We start from the raw sequence: 19,435 nt of genomic DNA on the forward strand, positions 1-19,435 counted from the left end.
GTATGATCTTTGTAAGAAAATTGACTTCATAAAAACAATGGATTAGGGGATATTAAGTATCTGAATAGAAGGGGAGAAAAGGGACTGTCCATAACAGTCCCTTGGCATGCATTGTTTAATGATTATTGTTTTGGATAGCTTTTCGTGCCAAGGCATCAGCAGCTTTGTTTTGAGAATCAGGCACCCATTTAATAAAAAATAAATCGAAGGTGTTGGAGAGCGATAATGCTTTTTCCAGAAAAGGTTTAAATTCCTCGTTTTTCACATATTCTTTTTCCATAGAGGCGACAACGATTTTAGAATCAGAGCGAACGGAAACAAGCGTAGAGCTAAGCTTTTGTGCTTCCTCAAGGCCACGGACTAAAGCAGTAAATTCAGCAATATGATTATTTGTTTCCCCGATATACTCACTAATTTGTATATGTTGGCCTTCACCTTTAATAAATATACCGATACCGCTTGGGCCAGGGTTACCTGCACTAGCAGCATCTATATAAACCTCTAACATAACATCCCTACTTTACTATTTGACTTCCATATAATTGTACAACAAGGATACGCTGTAAAACATCTATGTGCTAGTAGTGATGGACTTGAAAAAATTGCTGAAGTGGATAAACAAAATAGTTGCTTGTTCAAAATGAACGCTTCATAATAGTAGGAAGTGAATTTTGGACGTGAAAGGAGCGAGAGTTCACATGGATAAAGTGACGGTTATGAAGGATATAGACGAACTGCATGATACGTATTGCGCAGATTGCTTAGTCATTCAGCAATTACGTAAAGAACGTGGTAAACCAGGAGCTCATCGCTTCTGTATTGAAGCCTGTTCAATTGGAGAAAAGCTACAGTTTTTAGGTGAAGAGCTTTTAAAAGTTTACAGTAAATAAGGAATCGTTTGGAAAAAAGCTACATTTATTAGCAATTGCTGATAAATGTAGCTTCTTTTATAGGATTATTTTGTTTCGACATAGCTATTTAAATCTTGGTAATACTTTGTAAGTGAAGAAGCAGAAATATCAAAAGTTGCGGCAATTTCTTTTACCGTCATAGAAAGAGATTCAAAGAGCTCTTTTTCCTGCCCGTAACGGATTGCACCAGCAACAATGGCCGCTTCTTTGCGTGCAGTAGGTTGTCCTTCTATTAAATAGTCCTCTAATAGCTCAAGCATTGGAGCTGTTTCACGATCATTTTGCTCCAAGAATTCTTTTACTTGTGATAGGACTGTGCTTTCAAAATTAGTGAATTCTTCCCCTTTGTAGCCGTTGGAGACCAGTAGCTCCCAGAATGCAAGATGTTCTTCTTTTAAGAATGCTCCAACTTTTTTCTCAGATGCTTCAAAGTTTTTCTTAAACTCTTCAAATACTTTTAGATGATCCTCAGGGAAGAAAATCAATGTAGACACAGCTAAATAATGTGACAATTTCTTCGTTCCATCCGGTAAAATAAAGGCAAAGACATGCATGCCTTCCGGAATTGGTTTATCATTTTCACGACGAATATAAAGCTCTTCATTTGTAAGTAAATGACTTGCTTTAAAATAATTTTCCTCAACAACAGATACCGTACCAATAAATAATGCAGGGTGAGACCAGTCATCAAGTACTTTTACTGTAGAAGGTCTTACTGCTTTTTTCTTCGTTTTCTTTAAATAACTTTTCCAAATCGATGGCTCTTGATGGAAGAAAAAGTCGTCTAAAGCGATGGCTTCAATCAGCTCACGCTGTAGCACGCTCTCTAATTTAGGTTGCCATGTGCCCACATGCTCGATATAAGCACGAACATCTTTACGCTCAGGGTATTCTAAATAAAATGTTTGTAGCACACGCTCTAATTCTTCGATTTGTACTGTTTCCACTGTTACTTGCTGTTTACCTTCACAACATTTTTTATATTTTTTGCCGCTACCGCATGGGCATGGATCATTACGTTTTACCATAATTAGAACACTTCCTTTGACAATTGTTAATCGTATATTGCTAAATAATTTGCGTACTCTTAATAATAACGGTACTTTTGTATGAAGAAAAATGATTGTCTATTTTGAAATATCTAAAAAGTGTGGAGGGACGCCCTAATTCAAGTATATGTATGCACGTTTTCACTTAGAACTAAAAAAAGAAAACGATCTGTACGTTGCAAGAACAGAACCGTTTTCTAGAGCATTTATGATTGTTGGACAGCCTCAATCTCGAGTGTGAGACGTTCTAGCTCGTCTACTAAATGACCGATGTAGGCAATCGTATCTCGAAGTGGTTGATCCGTTGTAATATCTACACCTGCCATTTGTGCCAATTCCACTGGGGATTTTGTTCCACCAGCCTGCAGGACTGCTAACCATTCTTCAACGGCTGCATCACCTTCTTTTAAAATGCGCTGAGATACTTGTGTTGAAATCGTTAAGCCCGCACTATAGGTGTATGGGTAAAGGCCCATATAGTAATGAGGCTGACGCATCCACGTCAGTTCAGCACCTTCCGTAATATCCACTGCATCGCCCCAAAAATCTTCTAGTACAGAACGTTTTAACTGGTTTAAAATATTCGCGTTGACAGATTCACCAGCGTCCACCAATTCATATACTTTACGTTGGTATGCGGCTTCAAGTAAGTGCGTGACGAAGTTATGATAATACGTTTTAGAGACAATATTTGAAATGACCCATCGTTTAAAGCGCACATCTTCATTATGCGTTAATAAATAATTTGCTAGCAGCATTTCATTCATCGTAGATGGTGCTTCAATAAAGTATAGGGAAGGACGACTATTAAAATAGGATTGATGAGCATGCGTATTCGCAAAATGACCTGCATGACCAAGCTCATGAATGAGGGTGAAGACTTCATTCATACGTTCATTCCATGACATTAAAATATAAGGGTGACTACCGTAAGGACTTGAACAGAATGCCCCTGTCGATTTACCTTTATTAGGTGCATAGTCAATCCAGCGTTCCTTGAAGGCTCTGTCCATTAGGTGATTGTAGTCTTCACCCATAATCGCCAATGCTTTATCGACATATTCCTTCGCCTCGTCCATCGATAATTTTGGATCATAGGCAGCATCTAAAGCAATTTTTAAATCTGCAAATGTCATGTGCTCAATACCATTCGCTTTTTGAATTAATTTTGCATATCGACGCATATGGGGGGCAAGTTCTTTAGAAATCAAATCGATTTGGCGATTATAAAGGGAGCGATCGACATCTTGATCGAATAGTAAATAATCAAAGATGGAATCAAATCCTCGAAGATCAGCCATGGTTTTTTCTTGTTGAATATGAGTGTTGTAAACTTGTGCAGTTGTATGTTGATAATCGCTCAACTTGCTGGAAAAAGCTTTAAAGGCAGCACGGCGAACTTCTGTATTGGCTTCAAACTCCCAATCATTTTCATAAAGGACAAAGCTTAATGGATGCTTTTCACCATTTGCTTCAAATTCGCCAAAATTCATATCCACTAATTTTGTCGTATTATACGTTTCGTAAGGTGCATCAAAAGTAGAACTAAAGGCAGCAAGCGCTTTTTCAACTTCTGGATGTAACTGGTGAGGTTTTCGTTTTAATAATTCCTCTAAATAATGTTTGTAAAGAGGGCTTAATGTTGCCGCTTCTTGTAATACTGCTTCATCCAAAGCAAGTAATTCACTTCTTACGAATGATAGGGCGCTACTTATTTTACCGATAGCTGTACTAAATTTTGCAGCACGCATTTGGGCTACATCATCCGTGCGATCTGCTTGTAGGTTTAAGCTCGCATACGTACCAATTGGAACGATACTTTTTTGCAAGTTTTCGAAAGCTGTTAATACATCAATCACCTTTTGCGCATCTGTAATGGTACCTTTATACGTTTGTTCGAAGCTAATTGCTTCTTCAACAAGCTGTGCTAAAGTAGGTTCAAAATCTGCATCATTTTTTAATAAATCAGTTAAATCCCATGTTTCTTCTACTGCAACATCTTTTCTTAATGGTAAAACTTCCATTTATAAACACCCCTTTACATGTAAGTGATTTCATTATAACGAAACTATTTCGGAAAGTGAAATAATTTAATAGAATAGTAGAAATATTCTTAAAGAAAAGTATTTGGTTTTTTCATTCAATTGTATGGGGTATGTTTGAAATACTGTTAGTCGGGAACAATGTGTGTATAGCCAACATTATTTGCAACACATATTAAAGGCTAGAACAATTGATACATTGGAGGAGAACTTATTATGACACAAAACTTAAACAAACAATTAAATAAGCTAGTAGCAACATGGTCTGTGCTTTATACAAAGCTGCACAATTATCATTGGTATGTCACAGGGCATGCATTCTTTACACTACATGCAAAATTTGAAGAATTGTATAATGAAACAACGTTAAATTTAGATGAAATTGCAGAACGTATTCTTTCAAAGGATGGCAAGCCTGTGGCGACATTAAAAGAGCATCTAGAGCTTTCCTATGTAGAGGAAGCAACAGGAAATGAGACGACGGAGGAAATGGTAGCAACGACAATTTCGGATTTCCAAAAGCTCATGAAAGCTCTAAATTCTACTATGGCACTGGCAGCAGAGGAAGGGGACGATCGTACAGAGGATTTACTGAATGCGATGTACCAATCTCTTGAAAAGCATACATGGATGTTAAAAGCCTTCTTAGACAAATAAACGGATTAATAGCATTCCCATACTAGGTGGGGATGCTTTTTTTGTAGGGTTTCTTTCCCTATATGACAAAAAGAGAACTTGTATAAAAGCAGAGTAACAATTATTACAGTTTGGTAACGAAGCGACAAAAGGAGTTTGTTTCCTAATCATCAGGGTAATTATTTAGTAAGCCATACAAATAGGAGGAATTGAACATGAACATGAATATGATGAATGAACAAAATCCAAAAATTGAGGTGGCCCATACAAGGGATGAAATGCTTCATATTTTAGAAACTATGCGAACGGAAGGTTTCCATAAAGAGGATATCCATATTATTGCGAAAGATTCCCAGCAGTTGGAGGATGTGAAATGGGATGATGATGTCCACACACATGAGGCTGGTAACTGGGTGGACCAATTTAAATCTTGGTTTACAGGTGATTCAGCTGTAACAGAAGGCTTAAAACGCTTTAATCTTTCCGAAGGGCAAATAGCTTACTATGCTCATCTTGTAGAGCAGGGGAGTATCGTATTATTTGCAGAACGTGATGATGATTATGATACGCTACAATCACAACACCCGGAAACAGCTGCTGAGCAGGAAGAACGTTTAAGACAAGAGCGCATGAATGAGGCTGAGCAACTTAGAAGATTTTTATAAAGGGAAAACAGAGTGATCTACTCTGTAAGATTAAGTACATGTAATTGTACATTAATTCTTATTTAATAGTATTTTATTTATAATGTTACACATTAAATAAAAAAGCACATTACTAAAAACAAATTTTAGTGATGTGCTTTTTATTTTTATTAACTCTTATTTACAATTACTAAGAAAAATATTAAAGAAGAAAAAAGAACGTACGTTCTCGATGAAGGAGAATAATTTTATTGGTTTGAGTATTGTCCAAGCATGTTAGAAGTAAATATCAGTTACAAAAATTTACTTTTCAACACCCTATGTAGATGGAGTACTTTATGTAGAAGTTGATGGGAACGAAGGGGGGCGACTCCTGCGGGAAAAGCGGGAAAGTCGAGAATCCTGGACTGAGCGAAGCGAGGGAAGCAGCTCGACCCCGCCCGCGGAAAGCGTCCGCCCGTAGTGAAAATCAACGGCTTTACTTTATTTCATTGTAAAAGAAAAAAGACTGTAGGCAAACTCTCAAATTTTTTGAGTTTGTCTACAGTCTGAGAAGAGTGATCATTGTGGATCACTCTGCTTTTTAATGAATGACTTTTTCTGGAGCATCCTTTTTAATAAAGCGTAATACATGGAAATGCTCTAATTGGGCAAATAAATTACCAATTAAAATAAAGCTACCACCAATAACTAGTTTCATTGTCAATCCTTCACCGATGAACATCATCGCAAACATTGCTGCAAATATAGGTTCTAAGGAAAAAATAAGACCTGTATGTGTAGCAGAAGTATACTGTTGTGCAACAGTTTGGCCAACGAAACAAAACGCACTACAAATGATGCCAAGTCCTAAAATAGCCATCCAGGATGTCGTATTATTCGGTAAAGCTGGTGTTTCAAATAATAAGGTTAAGATCAGGGCATAAATACCCGCAAAGCCTAATTGGTAAATGCCGTACGAAATGGACTCCACATTCCGTGTAAATGAACTGTTTAAAAGTAAATAAATAGAATAACATAGCGCAGCGATTGCGACTAACAAATCTCCTTTATGGAAGGAGAAAGAGCCTTGCGCCGTTAACACTGTAATACCTATCATGGTACAAATAATCGCAAAGCTCACGGCTCTGGAAGGTAATTTTTTATCAATGAAGCTACTGAAAATCGGCACTAGTACAACAGTTAGGCTTAAAATAAAGCCTGCATTTGAAACGGAAGTGGATTGTAATCCAAATAAGCTTAATGCGAACACAATGAATAATAAAAATCCTTGGATAGCTGCATATTTTAAAGTCTTACCATCTACTTTTATCATCCGTTTATAAAAAATAAGCCCAGCTACTATAAATGCGATGATACAACGTAAAGCCACCACATTATAAACAGCCAATGTTTCAAGCCCCATGACCATAAAGGTATAAGATAGTCCCCAAAACATTGTGACAATAACCATCAATACATTTGCTTTTCCTTGGATACTCAATATGTTCACCTACCATCTGTGTACTAAAACAGTTTGTATACTAAAAATTACTATATATGTTGTATTGAGATTAGTAAAACGAATGTTTATAATGATTAGGATTAAAAAAATTCATGTATGTAGAGGGAATGCCGATGAGCTTAGTAAAATATGAGATTTTAACAAAGGTAGCAGAAGTCGCAAGCTTTACAAAAGCAGCAGATGCACTAGGATTAACTCAGTCTGCTGTCAGTCATGCCGTATCAAGTTTAGAAAAAGAATTTGGGTTTGCCTTAATACATCGAAGTAGAGCCGGTGTCACCCTAACGAGTGAGGGGCAAACAATGCTAAGGGCAATGCGTCAGGTTTTAGACGCACAGGAATTATTGCAACAAGAGGCAGCTCATATTCATGGAGTGACAAGAGGAAACGTCCGTATTGGCGTTATTTCAAGTATATCTTCTAATTGGATGCCAGAAATTATTAGGATTATGGACAATCAGTTTCCTGGAATACAGGTGGAATTACGCGAGGGAGATTATTACGAAATTGAACAATGGTTACTTAGTGGGGAAATTGAGGCAGGATTTTTAAATGGTCAAAAATCTGAGCAATATCAATATACAGAATTACAGCAGGATCCCTTATTATGTATCGTTTCAGATAAAAGCCCACTATTTAATAAGTCAGAGATAGATATTGTTGATTTGGAAGATATGCCTTTTATTATGACTTCCTATAAAGGGACCAATGATGTCAAAGTGTTGTTGGAACAATATCATGTGAAGCCAAATATTCGCTTTGAACTTTCAGAGGAGGTAGGTATTGTTTCTATGATTTCTCATCAACTAGGAATCAGTATTTTACCACAATTGGTCATTCAAAATTTGCCGCCTACATTAAAAGCAATTCCACTAAAGCAAGGTGCCTACCGTACAATCGGAATTGCCATGAAGCATAATGCATCACCTGTAACAAAGAAATTTGCGGAGATTTTAAGTGCATGGCTGATGGAACAAAAAAGTGCAGTCTGATGGAATCTATTGAAGCCTATCCGTGCATTACGGTAAAATAGTAGGTGTATATATTTTAGAAAATAGGTGAGTGGATGGGGACATTACAAGGTAAAACCGTACTCATTACAAGTGGGGGAACACTTGAAAAATGGGATCGTGTACGAGGGCACACGAATTTATCAAAAGGGACAATGGGCTGTTATTTAGCGGAGGCGGCACTCGCTGCTGGTGCTAATGTAGTATATATGCATGGCTATTTTGCACAGCTTCCAGTGAATCACGATCAAATGAAATTGATTAAATTTGAGGGCATTGACGATTTAGGAGAAAAAGTTCGTCATGCTGTCCAACAAGAACATGTTGATATTGTGATTATGGCTGCTGCTGGCTCCGATTGGGTCATTGATAAAGTGTATGATCAATCGGGCAACTTGATGGAGGAAGCAGGGAAAATGCCTTCCGATGAGCCACCTATTATTCATTTTAAAAAGGCGCCGAAAGTCTTAGGACAAATCAAGGGCTGGCAACCAAATGTGACGTTAGTAGGGTTTAAGCTAGAAGCAACCAATGACGAGGAGTTTTTGTTAGCACGTGCACGACTGCGAATGGAAACAGCCCATGCTCAATTAATGGTAGCCAATAGCTCTCAGTCTTTATATGGCGGGGACGAGCCCCATTGGATTGTACCTGCTGATGGACAGCCAACTAAAGTAATGGGCAAGCAAAAAACAGCCGAAGCTTTAATGCTGTATTTGCAAAATCAATAAATATGAACTGTGTAGAGAAATATTTCTACACAGTTTTTTCTTGTTTAAAAGCGGAGTATCATTTATTATTTACTTAACGGTCGGTAAAAAAGGAGGATTATAATGGGGAATAAAGAACAAACTTTTCAAAAAATCATAGATGTGGCTTATGTGATGTTTGCAACTAAAGGGTTTGAAAAAACAAGTTTAGCAATGATTGCTGCAGAGGTCGGTATATCAAAACCAGCCATTTACTATTATTTTCAATCAAAGGATCAATTAATTTCTTACTTATTTGATGCACTGTATAAAGAAATTCAACAGGATATCGCTGTGAATTATAAGGAGCTTTCTCATACGAATTTCAAGGAGAAATTACTCGAGCTAGGCTATAAGTCTATTGAAGCGCAGGGGAAGGATCCTTATTTTAATAAAATATTTAATCAATATGTACTATTAGCAGCTCGCGATGAAAACTATAAGAAACAATTAGTGGAGCTAGAAACTAGCTTTTTAACAAGCTTTGTTGAAGTCCTACGATATGGCGTGAAGCTAGGGGTGCTAGAGGATACTCCCCATATAGAAGCAAAGGCACAGATGCTAGCCCTGGTTTATGATAATATCGGTAATTTCATGTTAACAGGCAACCAATTGAACTATAGAGCTATTTGGAAGGAGGCAGTACATAGCGTTATCCAAGGGGACAAAAATGATCAATAACAATCGGCGCATTGAAGGTCTTGATTTTGCAAGAGCTCTCGCCATGCTAGGGATGTTCATTGTAAATTTTGGAGTCATAACAGGTTCTACAACGAATGGTTCAGCATGGATGATTACCTTACAAAATCTTTTCGAGGGGCGTGCTTCCGCTGTATTTGTCATGTTAGCAGGAATAGGGATAGCTTTAATGACTCGTCAGGCTAGAGAGACTAAGGACCCACTGCTTCTTCGTCAGAATCGACTTACTTTATGGAAAAGGTCGTTTTTGTTATTTACGATTGGGCTAATATTATATGTGATCGGCTGGACAGGAGATATATTACATTATTATGGCGTGTATATGTTTGTGGCCGCATGTCTGATTGCGCAATCCAAGAAAATGATGATCTTCATCATAGGTGCTATCCTCATCCTTTCACAATGGCTTCAAATTCAATTTAATTACCTTGCTGGTTGGCATCCAACATATGTCTTACTAGAGTATCTTGATTTTTGGACACCAGCAGGATTTATAAGAAATTTGATGTTTAATGGCTATCACCCACTATTCCCCTGGATTTGCTTCTTTCTGATGGGGATGTTAATCGGCACATTAGATTTAACAAATCGTACTATAAGAAAAATCTTACTAGTGACAGGTTTATTGCTAGTCATAATGACTGAGACTTTTTCAACATTATTTATTAAGATAACAACAACCATCCATTTATTAGATGTAGAGAGTGCATTGTATTTATTTGATACGGGACCGATTCCACCAAATATGATGTATGTCCTATCTAATTCGGCTTCGGCTATAGTCCTCATTGTAGGCTCCATCTATCTTGTAGAGACATGTAAAAATAAAGTCATTGAAGCTTTCATCTTAACCGGGCAAATGTCTTTAACCCATTATGTTGGCCATGTTTTTATAGGGATTGGGATACTAATTGTTTGCCAAAAGCTGGAGAATCAAACGCTTGCTTTTTCCATGCTGTATGCCTGCTGTTACTTTTTAGGATGTGTGTTTACTTCTGTTTGGTGGAGAGCTAAACATCATCGCGGTCCACTTGAATCCTTGATGAGGAAATGGAGTTCGAAATAAATTAGTAGATAGCCATCTATTTCTTACTGATTAGGCATAAAATACTTTAGGTATAGGCAGTTTTCTAATCTAAAATACACATTACAAAGTATTCAGCTAGGTTTTCTAATATTTTATATTGACAATCGTATAACAGAATTATAGAATTATTTTCAAGAAACGCAGTACTCTTATCGAGAGAGGTGGAGGGACCTGGCCCAATGAAGCCTCGGCAACCGAAAAAATAGGTGCCAAATCCAACAGATGTATCTGAGAGATAGGAGGGGCTATCAATTAGCTTGATGCATTGGCCTCTTTTGTACAACAAGAATCAGAAAGAAGGGGTGTATCGTATGGCTCAGTCGACAAAGGTAGAAGATAAGAAATTAGAGGCTATTGCAAAGGCCATTCAAAATCTTGAATTTGGTGAAGTGCATATTACGATTCAGGATGGTGTAATTGTTCAAATTAATAGGCTTGAAAAGCAGAGATTTCCACAAAAGAAATAAAGATCATTTCAGATGAACGATGTGAAAAGGCCACCAATAAGCATGGTTTCCGTTGCTTACAAGTGGCCCTTTTTTTATGAGAATTAGCTATAAAAGCTTTTTGGAATCTGACCGATATGACGGCGATGGTAGAGAAGCGGTTCCTTTTGAGAATTTGTAATATCTAGTACTTGCCCAATAAAAATAGTATGATCGCCAGCATCTATCTGTTGAAATGATTTACATTGTAAAATAGCTGCTGTATCATGTAAAATCGGTAGCCCAAATGATGAAGTAGACCATTTTGCCTGAGCAAAGCGATCTGGGACTTTACTTGCAAATAATGTACATAAATGCTCTTGATCACTCGCTAAAATATTAACAGCGAATTTTCCAGCACCCATAAAATAAGGATGGAGCTGAGATTTTTTATCCAGTGACCATAAAATAAGTAGTGGGTCAATGGAAACAGATGCAAAAGAATTGACGGTTAAGCCAATTGGATTCGTTTCATGACATGCTGTAACAACCGTTACACCTGTAGGATAGTTACCTAATGCCAATTTAAAAGCAGCTACATGATCTGTCATTCAAATCACCTCTTTATAGTGAGTAATAAATTAGTTAACGGAGTTAGTAGGGAAATTGCACTTTTTTTCATACCAGCTAGTAACTCCTTTTCTTAAGTAAATATTAAATCAATTACACATCTAGGTAAAGCTAATGGGGGAAAGAAAGGGGAATTGCCATGACTTTATATTTTGATCATCTGGTACATCAAGTAGAATCTCCGGAAAATATAAAGGTTTTCTTCAATAAACGAAATGTCCATACAGTGAACGGTGGTCAACACACGATGTGGGGGACTTACAATACGCTAAGCTACTTTGGCTTAAGCTATATTGAACAAATCGCTATTTATGATCGTGATTTATTTGAGCAAGCGGCCCAGTACCCATATTCCCTACATTATACGTTTAAACGTAATCATGAGCGCCAAGGATTTTCACGAATTGCCTTGCGCACCCAAAATATTGAAGAAGAGGGTCAACGATTGCGTGCATTGGGCTTTGATGTATATGGTCCCGATGCTTGTAGTCGAACAAGACCAGATGGCACGATAATCGAATGGAAGCTATTGCATTTTGGCAGGGCTGACCTTGCATTGGATTTCCCATTCTTAATTGAATGGGCAGATGAAGATGAGAAACGTCTTGCTCAATTAAAAGCTAGTGGCGCGATTGATGAAACGCAAGCTATTACCATGGAATCGATTCAGTTTTATGTCAGGGATGTGGAGAAGACGGTGCAGCTTTGGCAGAAGGTATTACAGCTACCCAAGTTTGTGCAGCATGAGCAGTTTGTGTCTCTACAGCTACCGAATATGCGCTTGGATTTTTATGAGGAAGCGGCAGCATCTAGCATGACGCTCGGGCATTTAAAAGAAGGGCCTATCGGTGTAACATTGAACGATCCACACAGAACCAAGGAAACATTAGTTTGTCCAGGTGCTTTTTATTGGATTAATAGATAAATTAAAAATCCACTTCAATCGTTGAAGTGGATTTTTATGTGTAAACATGTCAAAAAGCGGATTGAACTATTTTTAAATATTTCATCCACCTTCAGTTTCCTAGCTTATAATTTTACAACATTTGATGCTTGCGGGCCGCGATTGCCTTCCACAACATCAAATGAAACCTTTTGACCTTCTTCAAGTGTACGGAAGCCTTCCTCCTGGATGCCCGTAAAATGTACAAATACATCTTCTCCATCATCACATTCAATAAAGCCATAGCCCTTTTCATTATTGAACCACTTTACGATCCCCTGTTGCATAAGCATTCGCCTCCAATGCGCTTGAAAGTAAAATAAAGTTAAAGAAATCGTGCTATCAATGAGAAAATGTGAAAAAATAGCATTTTCTCTTAGAACATACATGAATTGAACAAAAATGTCAATTGATTGTCGGAATGCGAGCATATCTGGCTTTCTTTTTTTTCACAATTAAGACTATAATGGAAATGAACAACATAGAAAGTAGGATGCCAAATGACAACGAAAAATCAACCATTAACAGATTTAGAAATCGCGAGTCAAGCAGTAATCAAACCTATTACGGAAATTGCCCATGCTGCAGGTATTCCAGAGGATGCACTTGAGCAGTATGGCCGCTACAAAGCAAAGATTGACCCATTAAAAATTACAGCTCAAGGTGAGGACGCAAAGGTTGTGTTAGTGTCAGCTATTAGTCCAACCCCAGCAGGTGAAGGAAAGTCAACTGTGACTGTAGGACTAGCTGATGCCCTTCATCAATTAAATAAGAAAGTGATGGTAGCGTTACGTGAACCTTCGCTTGGTCCAGTAATGGGCGTAAAAGGTGGCGCAACTGGTGGGGGCTACGCACAGGTTGTACCAATGGAGGATATTAACTTACACTTCACTGGTGATCTTCATGCGATAACAACAGCCAACAATGCTTTATCTGCATTTATTGATAATCATATCCACCAAGGGAATGTCTTAAACATTGATCCACGACGTATTATTTGGAAACGTGTGATGGATTTGAATGATCGCTCATTACGTAAAGTGATTGTGGGATTAGGTGGACCTGTTCAGGGCATGCCGCGTGAAGATGGCTTTGATATTACGGTTGCCTCGGAAATTATGGCAGTGTTCTGTTTAGCAACAAGTATTGAGGATTTGCGCGAACGCATCGCTAGCATCGTGATTGGCTATACCTTTGAGCGTGAGCCTGTCTTTGTGCGTGATTTACAGGTAGAGGGTGCCTTAACATTATTATTAAAGGATGCCTTTAAGCCAAACTTAGTACAAACATTGGAAGGGACACCAGCAATTATACACGGTGGTCCATTTGCAAATATTGCCCACGGCTGTAACTCCATTATGGCGACACAAACTGCTCGTAAACTAGCGGATATTGTGGTGACGGAAGCGGGCTTCGGCTCTGATTTAGGTGCTGAAAAGTTCATGAATATTAAAGCACGTAAAGCAGGCTTTAAGCCAAGTGCCGTTGTGATTGTAGCAACGATTCGTGCATTAAAAATGCACGGTGGTGTTCCAAAAACATCACTTGTCGGTGAAAATGTGGAAGCACTGCTCCAAGGGATTGAAAATTTAGCTAAACACGTCGACACGGTACGTACATTTGGTGTTGAACCGATTATTGCATTAAATCGTTTCATTACAGACACAGAGGCAGAGCTGGAAGCAGTTCTAAACTGGTGCCAAGAAAACCATGTACGTATTGCCCGAACAAATGTCTGGGAAGAGGGCGGTAAAGGTGGAGTAGCCTTAGCTGAACAAGTACTAGCTGTGTTGGAAGAAGAAAACAACTTCTCACCATTATATGATGTAACAGAATCCATTGAAGAAAAAGTACGCACTATTGTACAAAAGGTATATGGTGGGAAAGATGTCCAATTCACTGACCAAGCTAAAAAACAAATGGCTCAAATCGAAAAATTTGGCTGGGATTCTTTGCCGATTTGCATGGCGAAAACGCAATACTCTTTATCCGATCAACCAAGTTTACTTGGACGTCCTGAAGGCTTTACAGTGACAATTCGTGAGGTGATACCGAAGCTAGGTGCAGGTTTCCTAGTTTGCCTGACAGGCGATATTATGACAATGCCGGGCTTACCAAAAGCTCCTGCTGCGTTACGCATGAATGTCGACAATGACGGACATGCGGTAGGATTGTTCTAATAAAATGTTGAAAGGCTGCCCTTTAAAATAGGGGCAGCTTTTTTTATTGGTTGGCTGATAGGAGCCTAAACATTTTTTATTTCACTACTATTTCTCCCACCAGTGCCACTAAAATAGGCATCTCCCCTTATAGTTGAAAATTGTCTAAACATTCATCATCACTTTTTTAGAAAATTTAAGTTTCTAGTTTAAAAACTAGGATTTCTTTTCATGCCATTACAAACTCGAGAAGCTTCCTTATATAAATGTGTTTGGTAATTTTTATTTATAATTATCTAATATTGGAAAGGAAAAGCGGAATTTTACAACGCTGTGCAATTGTCAAATGAATTTTTATTTAAAAAATACATTGAATTTTCTTTTTATTTTAAATATAATTTACTTAATTCTAATTCGGAACACTGTACCGATTATAGGAACGCGGAGGGATGGAGTCTTGAAAATCGCAACAGATATTGGCGGTACTTTTACCGACCTAGTTTATACAGATGAGAAAGGAAATCTTCATTTTGACAAGGGGCATACGACGCCAGGGCATTTTGAGGATGGTATATTAAACGTATTAGGACGACATGTAACAGAGGATTCTCTCATTGAATCATTTATTCATGGTTCTACTGTTATTATCAATACATTAACAGAGAGAAAAGGGGGCGTAGTTGGATTAATTACAACAAAAGGCTTCCGTGATGTATTAGAAATTGCACGTGGTAACCGACCAGACTTATATAATTTTAAATATACAAAGCCAGCACCTTTTGTAGAGCGTTATTTACGACAAGAAATTGATGAACGCATTGATTTTAAAGGAAATATTATGAAAGCGCTTAATAGGGATGAAGTTGGTAAGATTGTCCGTCAATTTAAGGAGTTAGGTGTAGAGGCAATTGCCATTTCCTTAATTCATGGCTATAAAAATCCCATTCACGAGCAGCAATTAAAAGAAGAAATATTGAACATTTGGCCTGAGGTGTATATTACGCTTTCAAGCGAAACCATTAAAGAATATCGTGAATATGAAAGAACCAATACAACTGTTTTAAATTCATATGTAAAGCCAATTGCTCATGCTTATTTAAAAAGCTTAAAAGAAAAATTAAGTACAATTGGTATTACCGACCATTTGAAAATTATGCAATCAAATGGTGGTACAACAAGCTTTGATAAAGCGATGGAGCTGCCAATCAATCTAGTAGAATCTGGCCCTGTAGCCGGAATGTTTGGAGCTGCAAAATTAGGTGAGCTTCTAAATGAATCCAATATTATCGCCTTTGATGTGGGGGGGACGACAGCGAAATGCTCACTTATTACAGATGGCAAAGTAAATGTTACGACAGATTACTATATTGAAAGAAATGAAAAATTTGCTGGCTATCCCATTAAAACACCAGTTGTAGATATAGTGGAAATCGGCAATGGTGGGGGCTCTATCGCTCGTGTGGACCAGTTCGGTTCCTTAAAGGTTGGTCCAGATTCTGCTGGGGCAAACCCAGGTCCAGTAGCCTATGGGTTAGGTAATACACAGCCAACAATTACAGATGCTAATGTTTATTTGGGAAGATTATCATTAGCAAACTTCGATAATCCAGTTTCTATTGACAAAGTGGAGGAGGCACTTATTGAAGCGATTGCGAAACCGTTTCATGTCTCAGCCGAGGAAGCAGCGCAAGGTATTTTAGATATTGCGAATTCTAATATGTTAAATGCGTTGAAGCTCATTTCCATTCGTAAAGGCTATGACCCAGAAGATTTTACAATGGTTGCCTTTGGTGGTGGTGGTCCACTACATGCTATTAATTTAGCAGAGGAATTAGGCATGAAAAAGGTCATTATCCCTTATGGCTCTTCTGTCTTTTCTGCATTAGGAATGATGATGACAGAATATCGCCAAGACTATATTCAAACAAGTTTAATGGACTTTGATCACGTGCATCTTGCTGACATTCAAGCGAATATTAATCAAGCTATTGAAAGTGCCTATGCAGACGCACCTTTATCGAAAGAGCATTATTATTTCGAAATTAATTATGACTTACGTTATAAAGGCCAAGAGCATGCAGTTAAATTGAACGCATCGAATATCACAATTGATGATAAAGGGCTTCTCCAATTGGCTGAAGCGTTCCATGTAAAACATAAACAAGAATTTTCATTCGATTTACCAACTACTCCAATAGAATTAGTGAATCTACATCTTACCATCTATGGAAAAGATGAGGCTGTTCAATTTAAAGAATTAGATTTCTCTCATATTGATGTGTCAACTTGTATTAAAACAAAACGCAACTTATATGTAAAAGAAAAGGGGTGGGTTGAGGTCAATGTTTATGATCAACAAAAGCTTGCTCCGGGTTATGTCATTACAGGCCCTGCTATCGTTGAAAATCCAACATCTACAGTCGTGATCAATGAAAAGCAATCCATAGAAATTGATAAATATGGAAATTTGATTGTAGAGATGGAGGGAAAATAAATCATGAAAAAAGACGTTTTTGCTGTAGAGATTATTCAGGATTCATTGCTAGCCATAGGGGATGAAATGTTTGTCGCTCTAGCGCGCTCTTCTATGAGTCCCGTAATCTATGAAGTATTAGACTATGCTTGTGGTTTAACAGATGCACAGGGGAACTTAATTAGCCAAGGAAATGGTGTTACAAGCTTTATTGGTATGCTAAGTCCAATGGTGCAGAGAGTAATTGAAAAATTCGATAATGGTCAAAGGTTGCATGAGGGCGATGTCATTATTATTAATGACCCGTATGTAGGGGGAGGCTCGCATTTATCAGATGTTGGCTTAGTGCTTCCCATCTTTTATCAAGGTGAAATTATTGCTTACTCTGCCAATAAAGCACACTGGACAGAGGTAGGGGGCATGGACCCTGGTTCATTTACAAGTAATTCTAATGAAATTTATCAGGAAGGTCTACAACTGCCTGGTGTCAAACTTTATCATAAAGGCGAATTGAACGAAGCCATTTATGAGATTATTTCTACAAATGTTCGTTTACCAGAGCTATCTATCGGCGATATGTTTGCACAAGTGGCCGCCTTAAAAACAGGCGAAAAGCGAATCACAGAGCTTTGTCAAAAGTTTGGTGCTGAATCGGTGAAATTGTCGATTCAAAAATTATTGGACAAAGGAGAAAAAATTGTAGAGCTAGAGCTGCAGCATTTGCCTAAAGGTAAGTTTTATGCAGAGGACTTTATTGAGGGAGATCCATTAAAGGGTGGACCATACCCGATTAAAGTGAAAGTAACGATTAGTGATGAAGAATTTATTTGTGATTTTAGAGGCTCCCACCCAGCGGTAAATGTGCCAGTAAACTGCTCCAAATTTGGTTTAATGGCAAGTGTGCGTGTGATGTTCCTAGCATTACTAGGTGATATAGATGTCATTAATGAGGGAGTCTTTAAACGCTTAACTATTTTAACGGATGAAAATTCCATTGTCTCGGCTAAGCGCCCACATCCTGTATCCATGAACTTTGAGGCACGTATTGGGGCAGCTGATTTAATTTGGAAAGCACTTGCGCCACATTTACCAGAAAGATTATCTGCTGGACATTTACAATCCGTTTGTACATTTATTCTAACAGGTAAAAATCCTGAAAATGATGAGTCCTTCCTTATCGTTGAACCATCTGTTGGTGGTTGGGGAGCATCAAATGATGAAGATGGTCAAAGCGGGCAATATTGTATGGGAGACGGTGAAACCTATAATTTACCTGTTGAAATTGCAGAAACGAAATATGGCATTCAAATTGATGAATATAGCTTAAACTGTGACGGTGCAGGTACAGGCCAATTTAGAGGTGGCTTTGGTGTACGCCGTGTCTATACAATTAATAATGATGGTCAAAAGGTTTCAGTCAACTTAGGGAGACACCAATTCGCTCCATTCGGTTTAAGTGGAGGAGGCGAAGGCTCTCATAACTATTTAATCGTTCATAAAAAGGATGGCTCTACGATTGGACCAGTTGGCGTACTAGCCAATTATGAATTGCAAAAAGGCGATCGTATTGAGCTTGTTACAGCAACAGGTGGTGGCTATGGAAACCCACTTGAAAGAAGTAAAGAGGCTATTGAGCGTGATGTGTTAAATGAATATATTTCGGTAGAAGTAGCGAAAAAGCATTACGGTTATCAAAACGCTTAAAGGGAGAAATATATGACTGTCAAGACATTAAAAAACTCATTAGATATACTAGAGTGTTTTGCGACGACAGAAAATGCATTAGGTGTTCGTGAAATTTCGCGCATGATGAAAATGCCGACAAGTGTCGTACAAAGAGCCATTAATACATTTACAGAAACGGGTTATTTATTACAGGATGAAGGTACAAAAAAGTATAAATTAGGCTACAAAATGTTCCTTTTTTATGATGTGCTCTCACATACAATGGACCCACACTCGACTATTTATGAATTAATGCAAAATCTTGCAAGTGAAATAAACGAATCGGTATTTCTCACTTACATGGACAATGAATATGGTGTCACAACAAAAATTGCCGAAAGTAATAAAAATGTAAAGTATGCGGTGTCTTTAGGAACTAAGACACCCCTTTACATCGGTGCTTCCTGTAAAGTCATGTTCGCCTTTTTAGAAGAGGATAGACAGCTTGAATTAATAGCTTTTTTTCAAAACAAGCAATCGAAAGAGGAGCATATGGAATTTTTTGAGACATTAAGGGAAGAGCTACAAAGTATACGCCAACAAAAATGGTGTATAACCGTTGGTGAATACAATGAACACGCTTTTGGCATCAGTGTACCGTTATTCAACTATAAAAAAGAAATTATCGCATCTCTTACAATTTCTGGATTAGTATATGATATAGATGATCAAAGGGAGAAATATATGCTTGACCAGTTAGTAAAAGTAGTTCAACAGATACAATCGCATATTTCAAAACTATAACAGCA

The 19,435-nt window shown here is 37.9% G+C and carries 19 protein-coding genes and 1 riboswitch; of the genes, 13 read left to right on the plus strand and 6 right to left on the minus strand.

The features are described 5' to 3' along the window. Nucleotides 1-115: 115 nt before the first annotated feature. Complete coding sequence (locus ACE1MS_RS07785) at nucleotides 116-508, minus strand: ribonuclease HI family protein (RefSeq protein WP_031419527.1); 393 nt, start codon at nucleotides 506-508, stop codon at nucleotides 116-118. A gap of 190 nt (nucleotides 509-698) precedes the next feature. On the opposite strand from ACE1MS_RS07785, the gene ACE1MS_RS07790 reads away from it, so the two are divergent. Further along, nucleotides 699-890: a zinc-finger domain-containing protein gene (locus tag ACE1MS_RS07790; protein WP_012293843.1), complete on the plus strand. Its 192-nt coding sequence runs from the start codon at nucleotides 699-701 to the stop codon at nucleotides 888-890. A 65-nt stretch (nucleotides 891-955) separates the two neighbouring features. On the opposite strand, the gene ACE1MS_RS07795 is transcribed toward ACE1MS_RS07790, so the two are convergent. Continuing rightward, entirely contained in the window at nucleotides 956-1,939 is a 984-nt protein-coding gene (locus ACE1MS_RS07795) for an SEC-C domain-containing protein (RefSeq protein WP_036167843.1), read from the minus strand. 227 nt (nucleotides 1,940-2,166) lie between these two features. Next, nucleotides 2,167-3,984: an oligoendopeptidase F gene (pepF, locus tag ACE1MS_RS07800; RefSeq protein WP_036167845.1), complete on the minus strand. Its 1,818-nt coding sequence runs from the start codon at nucleotides 3,982-3,984 to the stop codon at nucleotides 2,167-2,169. A gap of 234 nt (nucleotides 3,985-4,218) precedes the next feature. Between pepF and ACE1MS_RS07805 the strand changes: the two genes are divergently transcribed. Both ACE1MS_RS07805 and ACE1MS_RS07810 read left to right on the plus strand, forming a co-directional pair. Then, nucleotides 4,219-4,659, plus strand: coding sequence for a Dps family protein (locus tag ACE1MS_RS07805; protein ID WP_012293846.1), 441 nt, complete (start codon nucleotides 4,219-4,221; stop codon nucleotides 4,657-4,659). Between the two features lie 194 nt (nucleotides 4,660-4,853). Then, a complete protein-coding gene (locus tag ACE1MS_RS07810) occupies nucleotides 4,854-5,303 on the plus strand; it encodes a general stress protein (RefSeq protein ID WP_012293847.1) in 450 nt (149 codons plus the stop codon). 562 nt (nucleotides 5,304-5,865) lie between these two features. Here ACE1MS_RS07810 and ACE1MS_RS07815 read toward each other — a convergent pair. Further along, nucleotides 5,866-6,765, minus strand: a complete 900-nt coding sequence (locus tag ACE1MS_RS07815) for a DMT family transporter (protein WP_012293849.1) — start codon at nucleotides 6,763-6,765, stop codon at nucleotides 5,866-5,868. A gap of 134 nt (nucleotides 6,766-6,899) precedes the next feature. Between ACE1MS_RS07815 and ACE1MS_RS07820 the strand changes: the two genes are divergently transcribed. The 5 genes from ACE1MS_RS07820 to ACE1MS_RS07840 all read left to right on the plus strand — a co-directional run bounded on the left by ACE1MS_RS07820 (nucleotide 6,900) and on the right by ACE1MS_RS07840 (nucleotide 10,798). Next, on the plus strand, nucleotides 6,900-7,778 hold the full coding sequence (locus ACE1MS_RS07820) for a LysR family transcriptional regulator (protein WP_031419531.1): 879 nt from the start codon (nucleotides 6,900-6,902) through the stop codon (nucleotides 7,776-7,778). 74 nt (nucleotides 7,779-7,852) lie between these two features. Then, nucleotides 7,853-8,527, plus strand: coding sequence for a phosphopantothenoylcysteine decarboxylase domain-containing protein (locus tag ACE1MS_RS07825; protein WP_031419532.1), 675 nt, complete (start codon nucleotides 7,853-7,855; stop codon nucleotides 8,525-8,527). A 102-nt stretch (nucleotides 8,528-8,629) separates the two neighbouring features. Then, complete coding sequence (locus ACE1MS_RS07830) at nucleotides 8,630-9,226, plus strand: TetR/AcrR family transcriptional regulator (protein WP_031419533.1); 597 nt, start codon at nucleotides 8,630-8,632, stop codon at nucleotides 9,224-9,226. Beyond that, complete coding sequence (locus tag ACE1MS_RS07835) at nucleotides 9,216-10,310, plus strand: DUF418 domain-containing protein (protein WP_036170277.1); 1,095 nt, start codon at nucleotides 9,216-9,218, stop codon at nucleotides 10,308-10,310. The genes ACE1MS_RS07830 and ACE1MS_RS07835 overlap by 11 nt, the downstream gene beginning before the upstream one ends. Before the next feature lie 167 nt (nucleotides 10,311-10,477). Continuing rightward, nucleotides 10,478-10,573: riboswitch (SAM riboswitch) on the plus strand. A 69-nt stretch (nucleotides 10,574-10,642) separates the two neighbouring features. Then, nucleotides 10,643-10,798 (plus strand): YezD family protein, encoded by a 156-nt coding sequence (locus ACE1MS_RS07840; RefSeq protein WP_012293853.1) that lies wholly within the window; start codon nucleotides 10,643-10,645, stop codon nucleotides 10,796-10,798. Between the two features lie 83 nt (nucleotides 10,799-10,881). On the opposite strand, the gene ACE1MS_RS07845 is transcribed toward ACE1MS_RS07840, so the two are convergent. After that, nucleotides 10,882-11,367, minus strand: coding sequence for a flavin reductase family protein (locus tag ACE1MS_RS07845; protein ID WP_012293854.1), 486 nt, complete (start codon nucleotides 11,365-11,367; stop codon nucleotides 10,882-10,884). Between the two features lie 158 nt (nucleotides 11,368-11,525). Between ACE1MS_RS07845 and ACE1MS_RS07850 the strand changes: the two genes are divergently transcribed. Next, nucleotides 11,526-12,311 carry a VOC family protein gene (locus ACE1MS_RS07850; protein WP_031419536.1) on the plus strand — a complete coding sequence of 262 codons (786 nt, stop codon included), beginning with the start codon at nucleotides 11,526-11,528 and terminating at the stop codon, nucleotides 12,309-12,311. Nucleotides 12,312-12,415: 104 nt separating this feature from the next. On the opposite strand, the gene ACE1MS_RS07855 is transcribed toward ACE1MS_RS07850, so the two are convergent. Further along, the gene (locus ACE1MS_RS07855) at nucleotides 12,416-12,616 is read right to left on the minus strand and encodes a cold-shock protein (RefSeq protein ID WP_004269397.1); all 201 of its coding nucleotides are present in this window, start codon (nucleotides 12,614-12,616) and stop codon (nucleotides 12,416-12,418) included. A 213-nt stretch (nucleotides 12,617-12,829) separates the two neighbouring features. Between ACE1MS_RS07855 and ACE1MS_RS07860 the strand changes: the two genes are divergently transcribed. From ACE1MS_RS07860 to ACE1MS_RS07875, 4 genes are all read left to right on the plus strand, one after another. Then, the gene (locus ACE1MS_RS07860; RefSeq protein WP_031419539.1) at nucleotides 12,830-14,509 is read left to right on the plus strand and encodes a formate--tetrahydrofolate ligase; all 1,680 of its coding nucleotides are present in this window, start codon (nucleotides 12,830-12,832) and stop codon (nucleotides 14,507-14,509) included. Nucleotides 14,510-14,945: 436 nt separating this feature from the next. Further along, nucleotides 14,946-16,982, plus strand: coding sequence for a hydantoinase/oxoprolinase family protein (locus ACE1MS_RS07865; protein WP_036167864.1), 2,037 nt, complete (start codon nucleotides 14,946-14,948; stop codon nucleotides 16,980-16,982). 3 nt (nucleotides 16,983-16,985) lie between these two features. Further along, nucleotides 16,986-18,665, plus strand: a complete 1,680-nt coding sequence (locus tag ACE1MS_RS07870) for a hydantoinase B/oxoprolinase family protein (RefSeq protein WP_036167867.1) — start codon at nucleotides 16,986-16,988, stop codon at nucleotides 18,663-18,665. A gap of 12 nt (nucleotides 18,666-18,677) precedes the next feature. Then, nucleotides 18,678-19,430, plus strand: coding sequence for an IclR family transcriptional regulator (locus ACE1MS_RS07875; RefSeq protein WP_012293861.1), 753 nt, complete (start codon nucleotides 18,678-18,680; stop codon nucleotides 19,428-19,430). Nucleotides 19,431-19,435: the final 5 nt, after the last annotated feature.

It is taken from the genome of Lysinibacillus sp. fkY74-1 (assembly GCF_053165895.1).

What these genes read in the sequence shown, in the direction of transcription:
- ACE1MS_RS07795 (WP_036167843.1), bottom strand. Translation starts at nt 1,939, where the DNA reads ATGGTAAAACGTAATGATCCATGCCCATGCGGTAGCGGCAAAAAATAT.
- ACE1MS_RS07830 (WP_031419533.1), top strand. Translation starts at nt 8,630, where the DNA reads ATGGGGAATAAAGAACAAACTTTTCAAAAAATCATAGATGTGGCTTAT.
- ACE1MS_RS07790 (WP_012293843.1), top strand. Translation starts at nt 699, where the DNA reads ATGGATAAAGTGACGGTTATGAAGGATATAGACGAACTGCATGATACG.
- ACE1MS_RS07845 (WP_012293854.1), bottom strand. Translation starts at nt 11,367, where the DNA reads ATGACAGATCATGTAGCTGCTTTTAAATTGGCATTAGGTAACTATCCT.
- ACE1MS_RS07855 (WP_004269397.1), bottom strand. Translation starts at nt 12,616, where the DNA reads ATGCAACAGGGGATCGTAAAGTGGTTCAATAATGAAAAGGGCTATGGC.
- ACE1MS_RS07870 (WP_036167867.1), top strand. Translation starts at nt 16,986, where the DNA reads ATGAAAAAAGACGTTTTTGCTGTAGAGATTATTCAGGATTCATTGCTA.
- ACE1MS_RS07835 (WP_036170277.1), top strand. Translation starts at nt 9,216, where the DNA reads ATGATCAATAACAATCGGCGCATTGAAGGTCTTGATTTTGCAAGAGCT.
- pepF (WP_036167845.1), bottom strand. Translation starts at nt 3,984, where the DNA reads ATGGAAGTTTTACCATTAAGAAAAGATGTTGCAGTAGAAGAAACATGG.
- ACE1MS_RS07850 (WP_031419536.1), top strand. Translation starts at nt 11,526, where the DNA reads ATGACTTTATATTTTGATCATCTGGTACATCAAGTAGAATCTCCGGAA.
- ACE1MS_RS07810 (WP_012293847.1), top strand. Translation starts at nt 4,854, where the DNA reads ATGAACATGAATATGATGAATGAACAAAATCCAAAAATTGAGGTGGCC.
- ACE1MS_RS07840 (WP_012293853.1), top strand. Translation starts at nt 10,643, where the DNA reads ATGGCTCAGTCGACAAAGGTAGAAGATAAGAAATTAGAGGCTATTGCA.
- ACE1MS_RS07825 (WP_031419532.1), top strand. Translation starts at nt 7,853, where the DNA reads ATGGGGACATTACAAGGTAAAACCGTACTCATTACAAGTGGGGGAACA.
- ACE1MS_RS07820 (WP_031419531.1), top strand. Translation starts at nt 6,900, where the DNA reads ATGAGCTTAGTAAAATATGAGATTTTAACAAAGGTAGCAGAAGTCGCA.
- ACE1MS_RS07860 (WP_031419539.1), top strand. Translation starts at nt 12,830, where the DNA reads ATGACAACGAAAAATCAACCATTAACAGATTTAGAAATCGCGAGTCAA.
- ACE1MS_RS07875 (WP_012293861.1), top strand. Translation starts at nt 18,678, where the DNA reads ATGACTGTCAAGACATTAAAAAACTCATTAGATATACTAGAGTGTTTT.
- ACE1MS_RS07805 (WP_012293846.1), top strand. Translation starts at nt 4,219, where the DNA reads ATGACACAAAACTTAAACAAACAATTAAATAAGCTAGTAGCAACATGG.
- ACE1MS_RS07785 (WP_031419527.1), bottom strand. Translation starts at nt 508, where the DNA reads ATGTTAGAGGTTTATATAGATGCTGCTAGTGCAGGTAACCCTGGCCCA.